The following is a 17,441-nucleotide window of genomic DNA, read 5'->3' on the forward strand; positions in this document are numbered from 1 at the left end:
TGAGGCTTTTACCTTGTGTCCCTGCTTATTCCCTTCCGTACGCGGAGCTTATGCAGTCGTTTGATGCGCCAGCGTCACCTTCAGCCGTACGGGCACTCCCGCTTCCAGCTGCACGCCGCGGATATAATTTCCTTCCGCCGTCCCGCCTTCGGCGGCTTCAATCGGCCTCGCAAACTGCAGGCTGACGCTCTGAGAGCGGTGCAAGGACAAGAGCTCCGCCAGGACGGTACCGGCGTCCTGATCCCACTCGATACGCACCTCGACCGCTCCGCGGGCGAGCAGAGGGCCGGCCTTGCCTTTTCTCCATTTGGACGGGAGCGCCGGAAGAATGCGGATCGTTCCGTTCAGGGAGAACAGCAGCATCTCCTGCACGGCGGCGCTCCAGCCCATGTTGGCATCGATCTGGAACGGAGCCCAGTGGGCGTCGACGCCGATGCCCATGCTGCGCCAATCGTTATGGAACGTGTAGAAATTGTTGATGACGCAGGTGCGGCTCAATAAATCCAGACATTCCAGAGCCAAATCCCCTTCTCCCATGCGTGCGTAATGATTGGACATATGGGCGAGCGACCAGCCGGTCTGCTCCTTGAGTCCGATCACCAGCCGTTTTTTGGCTGCGGTGACGAATGCTTCGAACAGCTCGGGATCGTTCTCCCGAGTCACCTCTGTGCCGGGGAATACCGGGTAAATATGCGATTGATGCCGGTGATGGTAGTTATCCTTATAATCCGGGTGCATCCATTCGCTTACCGCTCCGTCTTCATTGATCCGGTACGGCGGAATCCGCTTCAGCATCTCCTTCCATTTGCCGATTTCATCCGAATATACGTCCGCAAGCTCCGCGCCCTCCACCAAATGCGTCAACACTTCCTTGGCAATCGCGAAATCCATCGTCGAGTTGACGGCCGTTTCGGTAAGCGGCTTCTGGCCGGGGCCGGGAATATAGTTGCCCGGAGCGTTCTCCGGCGAATTGGAAGGGCAGCTGACGTAATACCCGTTGTCGTCCAATATAAAGAAGTCTTCATAAAACAGCGCGGTTTCTCTAAGAAAAGGCAGCGCACGCTCCCTTAAAAATTGCATGTCGCCCGTGTATAAGTAGTAATCGTAATAATGCTGGGCAATCCAGCCCGCCGCTCCGGTCCAATGGATAATATGAGGGGCCTTATGCTTCAGCAGCCCGGAATCCGGGGACGTCGGGGCCGGAATATAAATTCCCCGGCAGCCGTACAGCCGCTTCGCATTCGTCCGAAAATCGCCGATCAGCCGGTCGAAGTAGTCGAACATCGCCAGCAGCAGCTCCGGCATATTGCCGGACAGCGCCTGCCAATAGATCATCTGGATATTTTCGTTGGACATGTTGAACGCCCACATGCCCTCGTATTCGCCGCACCATAGTCCGTACAGATGGCATGGCTGGCCGCCGTCGCGGGAGCTGGAGACGAGCAGGTATCTGCCGTAGGCCCACATCTTCTCCGTCATCTCCAGCGACGCTTCTCCCTGATAGGCGTCCAGCAGCAGCTCCTCGTTGGAGCGCTCGTAACTCTCCGCCCGAGCTCCATCGTCACGGCGCCGAACAGCCGTCCGTGCTCCCGCGCATGAGGCCCGAGCAGCTCGGCGTAGCTTGGGGTCGCCTGCGCCAAGGCTCGGCGTCCCCGCTCCCATGCGGCGGCGCGCTCGTCCCGGACGAACGGCTGCACCATCACCAGCACGCTTCGCGCCCCGTCGACCTTCAGCCTGCCGTTATCCGACTCGATCGTCCCCCCTAGCGGGATGACTCTCGCCACGGCGCCGAAGTCGGACCGATCGTCATTCTCGGCGGCGTAGAACAAGTACTCGCCTTCGCTGCGCAGCTCGGCCTTCTCGGGCAGCGTAGCCGCCCGGCGGATGTCCTTCGGATCGTGCAGCTCCATGTACAGCTGCGCATGAATCGGGTCCGGGCCGTCCGCGCGGATTTCATAGACGATCCAGTCGTCCGGACGCGATACGAACAACGCGCGCTCATAGCGGGTCGCTCCGTCGCGCCAGGACACCGTCACTTCTCCCGTCTCCATGTTCAGCTCTCGCCCATAAGCTTTAAAGCCGTGCGGAGAAGGCATGATGACCTTGAAATCGGCCAGGGGCAGCGGCCACGCCATCTTCGGCTTGTAGCCCCGCTCCTCCAGCGCGTCCGCCATAATGCGGTTAGCCTTCGGAGCGTCGCCGGCGAGCAGCAAGGCTCGCACTTCGGGCAGCTTGTCGCTGACATCCGGCAGCTCCGGCGTCTGGCTGCCGCGCCACAGCTCCTCATGCGTCAGCAAAATCGTCTCCTCGTACACGCCGCCGTAGACGGCGGCGCCGATCTTCCCGTTGCCGGAAGGCAGCGCCTCGCGCCATTTGGCCCCCCACCAGGATGAGGGGTACTTCAAGCTAAGCTTATGTTTATGTCCGAAAGTCACTTTGTCCAGCGGTCGCATATTCATCTTCCTCTCTGTCAGGTTCGCTACTGCTGCTTGTTTTGATCTTCAATCGCCTTGTTGATCAGCTCTTCGGCTTCACGCAGCGCCGTGTTGACATCCTCTTGCCCTGTCGCCACTTTTTTAAACTGCTGGCGCATGATCGTAAAGGCGGCCCCGTCGTATTTGGTAATGGACGGAAACGGCTTGGCGTTTTTGTTTTTAATGAACGCTTCGCGGTTTTTGCCCTTTAACACTTCAATGTCGAGCCCGAAATCCTGGTTGATCGACGTATCGGTCAGCACCGAAGCGTTGCCGTTGCGCGCAATGACCTTCTGAGCCTCCGGCGTCAGCATCGCGCTCAGCGCCATGAACGCCTGGTCCTTATGCTTGGAGGTGGTCGTTATCATCCGCGCGCCCCCTTCGACTTGAACTCCCGTATTGGGCGCTTCGGGAAAGCTCGGCAGGCTGACCACGTCATAGTTCAAGCCGTTCTTGACCGCCTCGGGCATCGAGGAGAAAAACGAGCTTGTCGAGTACATCGCCAGCGTCTTGTCCTTGGAGAAAGCATTTAGTCCCTTGCCGTAGCCGTTCGCGTCCACCTCGTTGCCCGTGATCGTGTAGAAACGGGCCCAGTTCTCGAACAGCTTTTTCCATTCGGCATTGTTCACGATCGCTTTGTTCGTCTTCTCGTCGATGACGGGAACCGAGAGCTGATTGTATTGAATTTGGAACAAATCCTGGAAGTCGTACCCGCGGTAAGCGACGCCTCCGTCGGTTCTCGTTACTTTTTTGGCGACCTCATAGACTTGATCCCAGGTCATTCCGTCCTGCGGATACGGCACGCCGAACCGGTCGAATATATCTTTGTTGTAATATAGGGTGACGACATTGGCGGATACCGGCAGCGCGTACAGCTTGCCTTCCCCGGAATTTTTGCGGACCGTATCGACCACTACGGGGTCAACGGCGCTCAAGTCAAGGTTAAACGCTTTCACATACGGCGTCAAATCCTCCAGCAAATCCAGATTCTCATATTTCGCAATGGCCGATATATTATCGCCGAGAATATCCGGCACCTCGCCGGAGGCAATTAAATCCTCGATTTTGTTGGTCATCGGGACGAGCGTCAGATCGATATTCGGATATTTTAGTTTAACCGGGGCGACGACCAGCTTTTGGAACAATTCCTCGGACATATTGCCGTAAAACGTAAGCGTCACCGGGTCCGTATTGATTTTCGCCGCCGGCGCCGCCTCTCCCGGCTTCTCTGCGCTTTGTCCAGAGCAGCCTGGAGCCAGCGCCGCGAGCATCGTCACAGCTGTCAGTAAGATGAACTTCGTATTTTTCTTTTTCATTCGCCTATCCCCTTTGATCGTCAAATTGATGGGCAAGAAGGGGCGCGGCTGCCGCGCCCTGCCGCCGCTTAAGCCGGCTTATTCCGGCCGCTTGAATTGATACAATTGATCCCGCAGCAGCGCCTTATCCTTGTTCTCGCTGTACCATTTGGCATACCAGTCGTCGACCTGCTTGCCGCCCGCTCTCTCCCATAGGCTCTTCGCCTCGGCCAAGGCCTGATCCGGCGTGTACGCCGCTCCGCTGACGATCGCCTTGATCCAGATGTCGTCGATCGGCTTCTTGACGCTCGTATCGATGAGCTGAATATCGTCCGGCGCAATCGGCATATGCTCCCCGTGCGTAATATCGGCGATCGGCCGCTCCGGCGACAAGTAGTACTCGCCCGCCTGCTTCATCATCGTATAAAATTCTTTTTCCTGCGGATGGTCCAGATTCAGCGTCTCCTCATATCTGCCGCATTTGCCCTCCAGCGCCGGGGAGAACAGCATCCGGTAATCGCCCGCATAAGACAGCTGCTTCTCCTTCTCCTTGTCGATGAAGATCGGACAGCCGTTCGGCCCTTGCTTATAATGCGTGCCTTCGATTCCGTATTTCAGCGTTTTGCCCGCCTCATCGGAGGAGATGAAATCGATATATTTCATAATCGCTTCCGGGTTTTTGGCTTGGCTGTTCACGATGGCCGTAATTTGCACCGGGTTCTGGATCGTCGGGCTGAATTGGCCGTACGGGCTGCGGGGCAGCGGTATGACGATCACCTCGGCCGAAGGATTGTTCTTCTTCAGCGATTCGTAAATTTGCAGCCATGCGGCGCCGGTTATTTGTCCGCCCCACATGCCGATTTTCCCGTTCACCCAGTCCTGCTGCGCCTTCTGGCCGCTCCTGTCGGTCAAATAATCCGGATCCACCAGCCCTTCGTCGTACAAACGCTTCTTAAACGCCGCAGCCGCTTTGGCCCGCTCCCAGTCGTGAATCAGCTTGCCGTCCTCCACGACCCATTTCACATTCTGGAACATCGCGTTCACGATCTGGTTCGTAATATAGGCGAGCGAGGTACCGTACGTGTCCTTTTGGCGATTGCCGTCGGGGTCCTGCTCGGTGAAGGCTTTCATCACCTGGTACAGCTCCTCCGTCGTCTTGGGCGTCTCCAGGTTCAGCTTGTTCAGCCAATCCGCGCGGATGAAGAGCGCATGGTTCGCCTGCAGCCCGTTGATCACGCCGAACCCGTACATCTTGCCGTCCGGCATCGACGCCGCCGTCCTGAGCACCGGGTATTTCTCCAGAAGCTGCTTGTACGTCGTGCTGTATTTGGCGATCATATCGTCGACCGGCATCATTTGCTTCTGCGTGTACAGCTGCCCGCGCAGCACGTTGGAATAATCGAAGATCAGCTCGGGCGCGGTGCCGGAAGCGAATAAGGCCGTCAATTTGGCCGTCGCGTCATTGCGGGGAATGGGCGTAAACTTCACATGAACCGGACCGTTCCGATCGATCCATTCGGTCCAGCGGTTTTGCTCGATCGTCCCCTCTTCCTGCGGAACCAGTCCGCGGTCGTACACCGTCGCGCTGATTTCCGGCTTTTGCCCGCCCGCGTTCCGGCCCGCCCGCCCTTCCTGATCGGAGCCTGAGCAGCCTGCAAGCAACGCCGATACCGCAAGAACGGCCGCGGCGCCAAGGCGCATCCTGTTCGTCAGCCTGTTTCTTTTTCTTTTCATCATCTAGCACTCCCCCAAAGCCGGACGGCCGCAGGCCTCCTCCCGCGCCGAGACGCACAGGGGCCGACTGGAACGCTTCATGGCTTTGCCTCCCTTATGCTTCACATGCGGTGAGTCCAATGTAGCCCATGAGCTTCTCCGCTGACAATGGACAATATTCCGCGAGGTCACCGTTTTCCATTTCAGCCGGTAACGGCGCGTTTTTCCGGCCTGCCGCCGCTTTTTACGCCACCGTTCCAATATCCGAAGCGCAGCGGCAAACAGGCCGCCCGGCGGCGCCGGACGGCCCTATATACAGGGAGCCGGGACTTACCCGGCCTCCTTCTTACGGTACTCTCCGGGCGTAAGCCCGGTCAGCTTCTTGAACACGCGCATAAACGACCTGACGTTCGGATACCCGGACTTCTCGCCGACCTCCTGGACGGATTCGCTCGTCTCCATAAGCAGCTTCTTCGCCTGCATAATGCGGACGTCCGCCAAATAGTCCAGGAAGTTGACCCCGAACTCTTCCTTGAACATTTGGCTGACATACTTCGGATTCAGATCGAACTCTCCGCTAAGATGCGTTAGCGATAAATCCGGATTGGCATACTGCTCGTTAATATATTGCTTGACCCGCAGCATCAGCGGATGCTGGCTGCGGGCGTTCCGCAGCTCCTCCATCCGGCGAAAGCCTTCCTTCAGAATCACAGTCATTTCCCGCTCCAGATCGAGGATCGTATCGAGGCGCTCCAATGCCCCGTTCAGCCGCGGAAGCGCCTCTTCGTTCCAAACCGTCTGGAGTTCCCCGGGAAGCTCCGTAATCTCCCGCTGCATATGGTAGATCAAGTAATGGAGCGTCGCGGCAATATCGTCGCTTGCGAACAAGCCGTCCGCCAGATCGCGGAACAGCTCCTCCAGCTCCAGCTCCCAGTCCCGGTCCCCGAGCCGGTATTTCTGGCCGAGCGAGCGCATGACATGCAGATGCTCGTAGACCTCTCCCTGCGATTTGGAGGCGATCTCCCTGTGCTCGATGATCCGGTCGCCGCCGAGCGCGGACTTGTATTTCAAAGCCTCCAGCGCCTCTTCATACGAGCCTGGAACCTCCGCCAAAGACGCCGCCGCTTCTCCGATGCCGACCGTTACGGTAAAATCGAGATGCTGGCTTCCCCACTGTCTCACTTTATCGAACAGCCGCAAGGCGCGTTCCGTCGTCTTCTCCGTCTCCGGCAAATGGGCCAGCACGCTGAGCCGCTGGCTTGAGGTCCATTCCATCCAGACGGCTGCGCCCTCGTTCTGGGCGATCTCGTTCACGACGCTGCTTAATGCGAACTTAAGCAGGTACTGGTCCCTCGTATTGTAACGCGATGCGAAATCCGCGTATTTGTCGATTTCGACGACAGCCATGACGGTCCGCTCCACATGCTCCCGCAGTCCGTACAGCCGCATCTCTTCCTCGAACTCTTCCCGCGCAATCGGCCTGCTCCCTTCGATCACTTCGTTAAAAAAGCTCCGTTTGCGAAAAATAAGGTCTTCCTCGCGCTGCTTCTGGAACGTCATCGTCCGTTCGACCAAATCGTCCAGCGCCGTTTCGATGAAACGGAACTCATCCTGCCCGGACGCGCCGGAAAGCGCGCTGCTTCTTTGTGCGGCGTAAGCGTCGATGCGGGCTAAAATCGACTCGATCGGCTGATAGTTGCGGCGCGTCACATAAACGATCCAGACGATGCCGATGACGACCATCAAGAGGTTCAGCGCGAGCCATACCGATGAGTAGGAGAAAACGAATAGCGGAAGATTATCGCGCAGCAGCCCGCTTTGAACGCGCCATCCGGTATAGTCCGAGGTCACGTCGGACAATACCTCGCCGTCTGCTTTGCTGTCCAGTATCGGCTGGCCTCCGCGGTCGGTCAGACGAATAAAATTAACGTCGGAATCGGTCATATCTTTAACGAGATTTTGAATGGCCGCCGTCTGTACATTGATCGCGATAATGCCCTGCCGGCCTCCCAGCAGCGGCACGTTCTTGACCAGCGTGACCACCGCTGCCGGCTGTCTCTGATCGTCGAATTCCTTGTAGCTTCTCACATCGGTCCATTTGTAGGAACCGCCTTGCCCGAGAGCCTGCCGAATGAAATCCCGGTCCCCGAACTCGCCCACCGAAGCCATCAGATTATTGCTAAGCACGATCTGATCGGAGGAACGAACCAAATAGATCGAATCGATCATCGGCGTATTAATCATGAGCTCTCTTAGCTTATACGAGACATCGTAGAGCGTCATCGCAGGGTTGCCAGTGTAATACTGGGCAAAAAACTGGCTGATCTGCTCGTTCGTCTGCACTTCCTTGATCATTTGCTGGTCGATCGTTCTCATCGTGTGATCGATCATCTGCATAACGTGCTCCGCGAACACGCCGTTGGCGCGGACCGCCTCTTTCTTGGACAGCTCGCTTGCCGAAATCGCCGACAGCGCAATGAGGGCCAGCGCAATGAAGAAAAAAACCGGCAAATAAGACAACAGCATTCGTTTAAACCAATGTTTTTTCATGCTTTCCTCCGGGCGAAGACTATCATCTTGCACTATTATAGCGCAAATCCCCGCGCGCGCTGAGGTTTATTTAGTAGAGAGGACTGACGACAAACCCGCCGCTCATCGATGCCCGAACCAGCATATGTCCGTTCTCCTCAGAGCTATCGGCAATACGGCAGCCGAGCGATAGCAGCGTTGCCTGCAAAGGAACGTAAACGGTTCCATCGATCAGCTCCATTTGCGGCAAATGCACGGCAGTCAGGCTGCCTCCCGCCCGGAGACGCAGCTCATGCCGGGAGAAGTCGTATTCCGCCGCATAGCCGCCGTACCGGACGACCGCCGTTCGCTCGCTACCGTCCCAATGAATCTGCCCGCCCATCGCCTCGATCAGCGGCCTCAGTGGCACCTCTTCTAAACCGTGGACCATTCTGTACTGCTCCGCGTCAAGCTGCAGCTGCCGCTCCCCAAGGCGCAGCTCAAGAGGCAGCAGCGGCTCGTCTTTGGCCTTGCCCGCTCCCTTCGGTACGATAGCGAGCGAAGCTCCTTCCTCCTCGCCCGCCGCAGATGCCGTCTTCGTTAGCCCTGCCGCTTCAAGCCCGCGCATATGCTCTCCCGCCTCGGCCAGCAGCTGCTCATGCCCGACTTCCGTGAGCGAGCGCGACCATTTGATTTTACCGCTGGAGAAATGAATCGGCTGCACTTCAGTAGTCAACGAGGCGAAAGCGTAGCCCTTCTCCTTAAACAGCCGGATCACCTCAGGCAGCGCCTTCACACTCTGATCGTGACCGGTTCCGTCATGCATAAGCACTACTGTTTCATTCTTGAACGGCCCCTTCTTGACCGTCTGTATAATTTCGCTCGCAGGCACCCCCGGCCTTGCCGAGTCGCCGCTGTCGATATTCCAATCGTAAACTTCGTAGCCCGCTTGGTCGAGATAATAGAAATAGAAGGCATCGAAATTGCCGAAGGTCCCTCCGGGCGCCCGGATGAGCCTGGGCCTGATCCCCGCCGCGTCGGCTATAATATCCTCCGTCTGCTGCAGCTGATCCCAGAACGTTTGCGCCCCGGAATAAAGCTCTTTATACACATGATTATACGTATGATTACCGATCGCATGGCCTTCCTCCAGCGCCCGCCGCACGAGCTCCGGATGGGATTTCACTTGCTCGCCCAGCACAAAAAACGTCGCCTTGACATCCTCTTCCTTCAGGATATCGAGCACCTTGGCCGTCAGCGGGCTCGGCCCGTCGTCAAAGGTTAAATACACGGTCGGCTGCTCGGGGGCTTTGTACTGCTTATCTTTCCAAAGCCTCTGCCCCGATTTCAGCTCGTTATAGGTCGTATGCGCGTCCGCGGCGCTTTCGCCTGCAGCGGCCTGCGCGCCTGCCAAGGGACCCGGAATGGAAAGCCAAGAGAATGTCAAAATCAGGGCCATACATACGCCCACCCGCTTCATAAGCTGGGCCCGGAACAAGTTGAACATGAAGGATCCCTCCGCATAATCTATTAATTGCCGACTTACTAGATTATATGGGAGAAAGCTTGATCCTATGCCTTCAACCACGCCGCTCCGGCAAAAAAAAGAGCAGGTCCGGTCCCAAGGACCGAAACTGCTCTCGGATCATCGACATTGTGCATGAAACTGGTTCGCAAGAAACCGGCTTTTGCAGCTTCGTCCGCTCTACTTAAGCAGCTCCTGCAAATACCGCAGAACGTCCTCGGCATGGTCTTTGACCCGTACCTTGCGCCATTCCTTCAGCAGGATTCCTTCCGGGTCAACGAGAAAGGTCGAACGTTCCACGCCCATATATTGTTTGCCGTACAACGTTTTCAGCTGCCAAACGCCATATCGTTCCGCAGCCTGGTGGTCCTCATCGGCCAGAAGCATGAACGGCAAGCCGTACTTCTCAATGAATTTGACATGCCGCTTGACAGGATCGACGCTGATTCCGACAATCACGGCGTTCGACGCCTTGAACAGATCGGCACGATCGCGGAAATCGCAGGCTTCCGTCGTACAAGCCGGGGTCATGTCCTTGGGATAAAAATAAATAATGACGTATTTGCCGCGCAAATCGGATAAGTGAACCGGATGCCCGCCGGAGGCGGGAAGCTCGAAATCCGGCGCTTGTTGGCCAACTTGGGTAGTCATAAGTCGCACGCCTCTCCTTTAGCAGTAGATGTTACGAACGAGTATACCGCTAAATGGGCGATTGTACAAACCGGCTATTCCGCTTTGTCCGAGACGGCTTTGAAAGCTTGCAGCGACGATCTCAATCTTGCTGCGCCTATTTCATTGACAGACAGCGGACGGTCCGCCTTGACCGCAAGCGCCGCTTTCACCATCATCCGCTCAGGCATAATATCGTCATGCTCATTGTTTGCGGTCATCGCCATCACCAGGTTCAGATCCGGTACGACAAAAATCCGCTGTCCCCCCGAGCCCGCGGCATAAAACGCTTGGCGATGCCACGTACGGTTCGTCTCGCTGACGATCGGCTTCAGCCACCACAAATAGCCGAACCCGCCCTCCGTGCCGTCGTCGTACAACTGCGTCCCCTGCAGCTGAACCGATTCCTCGACCCACTCCGGCCGCAGCAGCTGATAATTTTCCCAGCGGCCTCTGTGCAAATATAGGAATCCGAGCTTGGCCATATCGCGAGGCGTCAGCTTCAATCCCCAAGAGCCGATTAAGTGTCCTTGCGGGTCCTGGTTCCAGATCACGCTTGTGATGCCGAGCGGGTCGAATAAATTGAGTTTGGCGAATGCGCTAAGCGGAAAGCCGAAAGCCCGCTGCGTCAATATCGATAACAAATGCGCGTCGCCGTTGCTGTATTTGAACGCGGTGCCCGGCTCGTGAGCCATAGGGCGGCTCCATATATATTCCCCCCAGTTCGGGGCTTCCGTCATTTCCAGAGAGGAGCGTTCGCCGGTATTGTCCCAATCGATCCCTGAAATCATCGACAGCAACTCGCTGACCTTGATCCTCGCTTTGCGGGAGTCGCCGACGATCTCCGGGATGAAATCTTTCATCGGTTGATTCAAATCCCGAATGACATTCTGCTCCAGCGCCATACCGACGAGAGCCGAAGTAAAGCTCTTGGTGACGGAAAACATCGGATGCAGCTTCCCCGCATCCCAATCCTTATTGTAGCCTTCGGCGACCAGATACCCGTCGCGGATCAGCACGAAGCTGTGGACGTTATGATGCTTGAGCTGATCGACCAGGTCCGCAATGACTGCGGAATCCATACCGCGTTCTTCGGGAGAAGCGGTTCGCCAGCCTTCCGTAGGCCAATAATCGGGGGGATTAATCCGAGACAATGACCGGACCATTCGGGAGTCGGAATATTCCAGAACCGTTCCGGCCGCCCGTTCCTCCATCATCACCGCCGTCTGCGCAGTTGTACTGCCGGGCGTCACCGCTTGAAGAGTTTTCATCATCAGAGGACCGTTGCGCAGCAGGCTTTCTCCCCCAACGGCTTGAATTTTAAGCGCGGAAGCTTGAACTGATTTTTTCTTTTTTCTTTTAGTCATCGTTCTTCCTCCTCCAATATAGTTTCCCGCTTCGAAGCGCAGCATAGCCACCCCTTATTCATGGGCGGCTGTGCCTTGTTCGTACGATTATTTATGATGAATGAAGTCCTGGATCGAAGAAGCCATATCCTCTTGCAGCTTGGAGGTCAACTGCTCGTCGTTTATTCCTTTTTCCGCGGCGATATCGGACAAGCTCTTGCCGCCTTCTAGCTCCTTCTTCAGCTCGCTTTTAGTTATCCCCAGCAGCTTGGCCAGCGATTCGGCTTGGGGTTTATATTGAAATTGCAACAGGTGTTTCTTGGCTTCCCCGGTCGTTTTTGCCTTATCTTGATAGCCGGTTTTATTGATCCGATTCTCAATCTGCTCTCTCGCTTTTTGAGACAATGTATTCGCCTCGTCCTGCGTAATCTGGTTGGCGCCGAGCGCTTCGTCAATAATCCTCTGCGTATCGCCGATCAGCTTGGTAGCCAGCGCATCGCTTGGCATCCCTTGATCGATAGACACGCTGGCCAGCGACTTGCCGCTTTGCAGCGCGTCCTGCAAATCTTCGTAGTCCATGTCGAGAATTCCCGAAGCTTTGATCACCAGCTGATCCAGCCCCAAATCAACCCGTTTCGACAACGGAATCGAAGTATTCACCGCAGTTGTAATCGCCGCATCGCCGTCGTCATCGTCCGCATACGCGGAATGCGTAAGCACCCCGCCGAAGCCTCCGATCAATAAAGCCGCCGCTACCGTTCCAGCCATCATTTTTTGTTTGACAGATTTCATGGCTCTCTCCACCTTATCCGTTAATAATTCCTATTTTTGCGGGAGCGCCGCTCCCTTCTACAAGTCAAAGTATAGGCGCCAATTATGAATAAATTTTTACGCGAACATGAGCGCAGACTAAATGTTAGCTTAAAATTGGCTTAAAATTTTTACGTCTGTGCGGCGGGCAAATTTCTGTTGCCTTCGTTCCATTATCTGGTTATAATAGGTAATTAATATCCAATAGCAACGATGGGAAAGAGTAGTTGGAACGCATTCTTTCGAACAGAGAGCTCCGGCGGCTGAGAAGGAGCAAAGAATGGTCCGATGAATATGGTCCCAGAGCTGTGCACCGAACCCGGCGGAAGCCTCCGCGGAAGTAGGCTGCATCGGTCGCGCCCGTTACCGCGCTAGGGTATAACCGCCGAAGCTTCGGCGCCGTACCCGAAGAGAACCGCCCTGTGAAGTGCGGTTAAATTCAAGGTGGTACCGCGTGAGCCAGACTCTCGTCCTTTTACAAGGACGGGAGTTTTTTGTTTTTCCCACTCCCATTTGGTGTATGAAAGGATGAGGACAATGACAATTTTTATCGGAGGAGCATGGCCTTATGCGAACGGCTCGCTTCACTTGGGGCGTGTCGCATCGCTTCTTGCCGGAGACATTCTGGCGCGTTATTTCCGGGCGAAGGGCGAGGACGTGCTGTATGTGTCGGGCAGCGATTGCCACGGCACGCCTATTTCCGTTAGGGCGGATCAGGAAGGCGTGGAGCCGGGCGTGATTGCGGATCGGTATCACGACGAATTCGTGCAGTGCTTTCGGAAGCTCGGCTTCTCGTACGATCTCTACACCCGCACGGACGATCCGTTCCACCATCGCGTCGTTCAGGAGCTGTTCGTCAAGCTGCTGGATACCGGCTGGCTGTACGAGAAGGACGTCCGGCAAATGTACTGCGGAGAATGCCGCCGCTTCCTGCCTGACCGCTATGTCGAAGGCTGCTGTCCCCACTGCGGCCATACCGCTCGCGGCGATCAATGCGACGCTTGTTCTTCGCTGCTCGATCCTTCGGAGCTTCTCGAGCCGAAGTGCAAGCTGTGCGGGGATCATCCGGAAACTCGCGGCACGGAGCATTATTTTCTGGCGCTGTCCCGCTTCCAGCAGTCATTGGAGCAGTACGCTCGCGATCAAGCCGCCGGCTGGAGAGACAATGCCAAAGAGCTTACGCAAAGATATTTGAACGAAGGGCTTCATGACCGGGCGGCCACTCGGGATTTGTCTTGGGGAGTCGATGTTCCTTTGGAAGGCTGGGAAGGGAAAAAAATATACGTATGGATCGAAGCGGTCAGCGGGTATTTGTCCGCAAGCATGAAGTGGGCTGCCGATAACGCAGCGGACTGGCGGCCCTATTGGTCGGAACAGGCGACCTCCTACTTTGTGCACGGCAAAGATAATATCCCGTTCCATACGCTTATTCTTCCGGCGCTGCTAATGGGGGCGGGAGAACTGCATCTGCCGGATCGGATTTTATCCAGCGAATATTTGACCCTCGAAGGACGCAAATTTTCGACCAGCAGCAACTGGGCCGTGTGGCTTCCCTACATGCTGGAAAAGTACGCTCCGGATTCGTTGCGCTATTTTCTGATTGCTAACGGTCCGGAGCAGCGCGATACCGATTTTTCGTGGAGAGAGTTCATTTACAGCCATAATGGAGAACTGCTGGGCGCCTTCGGCAACTTTGTAAACCGCAATTTGCAATTTATCGTAAAGGCTTTTCAGGGCTTAGTACCCGGCGGCCGGATGGATACGGAGATAGCCGAGCGCCTTCGGCGGCTGTATCCGCATATTGGCGCAGCGTTGGAAGCGGGCAGATGCAAGGAAGCGCTGGAGGAAATTTTCGCGTTTATCCGCAGCGGGAACAAATATTTCGACGGCCGTCAGCCGTGGCGGCAGGTGAAGGAAGCGCCGGAGGAAGGCGCGGATACGCTGTTTACCTGCGTCCAGATCATCGCCAATTTATCGAACCTGCTCTCCCCTTTTCTTCCGTTTGCCTGCGATTCCATTCGCTCGTTCCTCGGTCTGGCACAGAAGCCGGGCTGGAGCTATATCGAAGTCCCGCCGCATAGCGCGCTTCATGCGCCCGCGCCTTTATTCGAACGGCTCGATACGGGGTTGATCGAAGAGGAGACGGCGAGGCTGAAAGCGGCAGCGAGCCGTTAACCGCTCCGTTTGGCAATCGCTAACGTGAGAGAACCGTCTATCGGGTTCTTTTCAGAAACGCGCGATCGCGGTAGTCGGAAGTTTTTTACCGCCAATAGGAAAAATAGCCGCCCCCTGCTTCCTCCGCCCGTTCCCCCGTCTTTACGGGAGATGCGGTACGAAGAGCAGAAGGCGGCAGCCTTTGCGTACTTTCATGTGAAGTAGATTAGGAGCCGGCGCCGCGGTAGCGTTTAACCCCAAAGTTCCACACCAGGAGCGCCACCGTCAGGAATACGATCCCGACGACCGGGGTGAGCAGAGCGAACGTCCCCCAGTTTTGCCGGTCCAGGAAGTACGCTGCGGGATAAAATCCGACGAAGCCGAACGGCAGCACCCACGTCAGCAGCACGCCGATAAGCTTGTTGTAGATCGTCATCGGGTAGCGGCCGTAGTTTTGCAAATTCCACAGCAGCGGCAGGATTCCGGTCGGCGAATCGGAGAAAAACGACAACGCCGTGAAGAAAATATATACTCCGCCGTAAATCATAATGGAGCCGGCCACCAGCAGCACGAACACGAACGGATCGTACCAGGTTAACCCCAGCCCGAGCTGCGACCAGGAAAACACCATAATAACAAAGCCGGTCAAGGCGCTGAACAGCGACGACGGGTCGATATTTTCCAACATCAGCTGAATCAGATTGTACGCCGGACGCGTTAAAATCCGGTCCATTTCCCCTTTGACGATGTACCTCTCGCTAAAATTCCACAGATTAAAAAAGGTAATAAAAATACCGTAAGGAACCATAAAGTATCCATAGATGAACATAACCTGCTGCTCGTTCCACGATCCGATTTGCTGCGTATGCTGAAATACGACGAGGATGAAAAATAAGTTTAACCCGTTAAACAGCAGATCGGATAACACTTCGATCCAAAAGTCGGAGCGGTATTCCATTCTCGTTTTCATATAATTTTTCAAATAATCGATAAACAGCCCGGCATAAAACATCGTTCTTTACCCTCCCTGCACAAACAGCCGCTTCCGCGCGCTGCGCCACAATAAGAACAACGGGATGATCAGCAGCGCGAACCAGAGCAGCTGTACGCCGAGCACTTCGTATACCGCCCCGCCCGCTACTTTGCCCGTAAACACGGCGCTCGGCAAATAGGTAATCGCCTGAAACGGCAGCAGCTTCAGCAGCCCTTCGGCCCAGCCGGGGAAAAACGACATCGGGATGACGAGCCCGGAGAACAGATCGACGGCAACCCGCTTCATGCGCATCATGCCTTCATTATTTTCAAGAAAAAACGCGAACAAACCCGTAATGATGTTAATCTGAGAATTGATCAGGAAGCTAAACAGCAGCATGACCAGGAAAACGCCCCATACTCCGGGGTCCGTAGGCAGCTTGACCGGGAACAAAAACGATACGATGACCATGCCCGGCGTAGAAAACAGCAGGAGGCGGAAGATGCCTTCGCCGAAGCCCTGCATCATTTTGACAATGATATAGTTGTAAGGCCTTATGAATTGCACGGCTACGCTGCCGTCCTTGATCTCGTTCGCAATTTCGCGGTCCAGATTGTTGAAGTAAAACGCCCGAGCCATCCAGGAGACGGCGACATAGGTCGTCATCTGGCCTACGGTCATGCCGCCCAGCTCTTCGCTCGCGCCGTAGATCGCCTTCCACAGAAAATAATACGCTCCGATATTCAGAGCATAAATAATAATGCCGCTGTAGTAATTGACCCGGTAAGCGAGCATCATCAAAAACCGGATGCGGATCATGTCGACATAAGCGCTAAGCATGACGGTGCACTTCCTCTTCCTGCGCCGCAGCCGCTTCTCTCGCCTGCTTCGTCTCAGCCGAGCCGGATTGGTAAATTTCTCTGACAATGTCGTCCGTGTTCGTTTCGACAATCTTGATGTCTTCGATCGACGTGACGCTCACTACGCGGCTCAGCACCTCCGATACGTTGGCGCGCTGCTGCGGAATCCAAACCTTGGCCGTCAGCTCGTTATCCAGCGACCACTGGACTTCGAGACCTTGCGTCAGCTCCCGCAGCCGCTCGATCGATACGGCTTCGGCGAACTGCAGGATCACTTCCTTGCCCTTACCCCACTTGGCCTTAAGCTCCTCCAAGCCGCCGTCATAAATGATGCGGCCGTCATCGAGCATAATGACGCGGGAGCACAGAGCCTCGATATCCTGCAAGTCGTGGGTGGTAAGCAAAATCGTCGTTTCGTACCGCTGATTCATCTGTTTCAGAAATTCGCGGATTTCCGTCTTCACCACGATATCGAGACCGATCGTCGGCTCATCGAGGAATACGATTTGCGGATTGTGCAGCAGCGAGGCCGCGAGCTCACAGCGCATCCGCTGTCCTAAGCTGAGCTTCCGGACCGGACGGGCCAATAGCTCCGATAATTGCAGCCGCTCGACCAGCTCGTCCAGCCGTTTCTTGAAATCGGCCTCCGGTACGCGGTAAACCTTTTTCAGCAGCTGGAACGATTCGATCACTCCGATATCCCACCATAGCTGGCTGCGCTGACCGAACACGACGCCGATGCCGCGGACGAACTTCTCGCGCTCCTGAAACGGAATGTAGCCGTTGACGCGGATATCGCCGGATGTAGGCACCAGAATACCGGTAAGCATTTTGATCGTAGTCGATTTGCCCGCTCCGTTCTCGCCGATATAACCGCATATTTCCCCTTTGGGAATTTGGAAGCTAATGTCTTTAACCGCCCGCACTTGGTTATACTCACGTCTAAACAGGTCTTGGACGGCACCTTTAAGACCTTCGCGGTTTTTCTGCACTCTGAATTCCTTGCGAAGGTTGCGCACTTCGATAGCTTGCATGATTCCCTCCTGCTTATACAATTAGATGTTTGTAGCGATGCTTGTTTGTCAGAACATGGCGAAACTTGCTATAAGGAAAC

General features: G+C 55.7%; 13 protein-coding genes and 1 other annotated feature. Of the genes, 1 reads left to right on the top strand and 12 read right to left on the bottom strand.

Annotated features, from left to right (window positions below):
• Positions 1-48 precede the first annotated feature (48 nt).
• From SK3146_RS15980 to SK3146_RS16020, 9 genes are all read right to left on the bottom strand, one after another.
• Positions 49-1,479 (bottom strand): glycosyl hydrolase family 95 catalytic domain-containing protein, encoded by a 1,431-nt coding sequence (locus tag SK3146_RS15980; RefSeq protein ID WP_249865948.1) that lies wholly within the window; start codon positions 1,477-1,479, stop codon positions 49-51.
• On the bottom strand, positions 1,476-2,459 hold the full coding sequence (locus SK3146_RS15985; RefSeq protein WP_249865949.1) for a glycoside hydrolase family 95 protein: 984 nt from the start codon (positions 2,457-2,459) through the stop codon (positions 1,476-1,478). Before SK3146_RS15985 ends, SK3146_RS15980 begins: the two co-directional genes overlap by 4 nt.
• A 20-nt stretch (positions 2,460-2,479) precedes the next feature.
• Positions 2,480-3,790, bottom strand: a complete 1,311-nt coding sequence (locus SK3146_RS15990) for an ABC transporter substrate-binding protein (RefSeq protein ID WP_249865950.1) — start codon at positions 3,788-3,790, stop codon at positions 2,480-2,482.
• A 78-nt stretch (positions 3,791-3,868) separates the two neighbouring features.
• Entirely contained in the window at positions 3,869-5,506 is a 1,638-nt protein-coding gene (locus SK3146_RS15995) for an extracellular solute-binding protein (RefSeq protein ID WP_249865951.1), read from the bottom strand.
• Between the two features lie 306 nt (positions 5,507-5,812).
• A complete protein-coding gene (locus SK3146_RS16000) occupies positions 5,813-8,032 on the bottom strand; it encodes a helix-turn-helix domain-containing protein (RefSeq protein WP_249865952.1) in 2,220 nt (739 codons plus the stop codon).
• Between the two features lie 70 nt (positions 8,033-8,102).
• Positions 8,103-9,497 carry a polysaccharide deacetylase family protein gene (locus SK3146_RS16005; RefSeq protein ID WP_249865953.1) on the bottom strand — a complete coding sequence of 465 codons (1,395 nt, stop codon included), beginning with the start codon at positions 9,495-9,497 and terminating at the stop codon, positions 8,103-8,105.
• 198 nt (positions 9,498-9,695) lie between these two features.
• Entirely contained in the window at positions 9,696-10,166 is a 471-nt protein-coding gene (bcp, locus tag SK3146_RS16010; RefSeq protein ID WP_249865954.1) for a thioredoxin-dependent thiol peroxidase, read from the bottom strand.
• Between the two features lie 74 nt (positions 10,167-10,240).
• Entirely contained in the window at positions 10,241-11,551 is a 1,311-nt protein-coding gene (locus tag SK3146_RS16015) for a serine hydrolase domain-containing protein (RefSeq protein ID WP_249865955.1), read from the bottom strand.
• An 87-nt stretch (positions 11,552-11,638) separates the two neighbouring features.
• On the bottom strand, positions 11,639-12,322 hold the full coding sequence (locus SK3146_RS16020; RefSeq protein WP_249865956.1) for a hypothetical protein: 684 nt from the start codon (positions 12,320-12,322) through the stop codon (positions 11,639-11,641).
• A gap of 219 nt (positions 12,323-12,541) precedes the next feature.
• Positions 12,542-12,818: a binding site (T-box leader), on the top strand.
• A 59-nt stretch (positions 12,819-12,877) separates the two neighbouring features.
• Here SK3146_RS16020 and metG point away from each other — a divergent pair.
• Positions 12,878-14,515 carry a methionine--tRNA ligase gene (gene metG / locus SK3146_RS16025; protein WP_249865957.1) on the top strand — a complete coding sequence of 546 codons (1,638 nt, stop codon included), beginning with the start codon at positions 12,878-12,880 and terminating at the stop codon, positions 14,513-14,515.
• 205 nt (positions 14,516-14,720) lie between these two features.
• Here metG and SK3146_RS16030 read toward each other — a convergent pair whose 3' ends face one another.
• From SK3146_RS16030 to SK3146_RS16040, 3 genes are read right to left on the bottom strand one after another with little or no spacing between them, the layout of a single operon-like run.
• Positions 14,721-15,506, bottom strand: coding sequence for an ABC transporter permease (locus tag SK3146_RS16030; protein WP_249865958.1), 786 nt, complete (start codon positions 15,504-15,506; stop codon positions 14,721-14,723).
• Positions 15,507-15,512: 6 nt separating this feature from the next.
• Positions 15,513-16,307, bottom strand: a complete 795-nt coding sequence (locus SK3146_RS16035) for an ABC transporter permease (RefSeq protein ID WP_249865959.1) — start codon at positions 16,305-16,307, stop codon at positions 15,513-15,515.
• The gene (locus SK3146_RS16040) at positions 16,300-17,361 is read right to left on the bottom strand and encodes an ABC transporter ATP-binding protein (RefSeq protein WP_249865960.1); all 1,062 of its coding nucleotides are present in this window, start codon (positions 17,359-17,361) and stop codon (positions 16,300-16,302) included. Before SK3146_RS16040 ends, SK3146_RS16035 begins: the two co-directional genes overlap by 8 nt.
• Between the last annotated feature and the right edge of the window lie 80 nt (positions 17,362-17,441).

Source organism: Paenibacillus konkukensis, from assembly GCF_023523925.1.
Taxonomy (GTDB): Bacteria; Bacillota; Bacilli; order Paenibacillales; family NBRC-103111; genus Paenibacillus_S; species Paenibacillus_S doosanensis.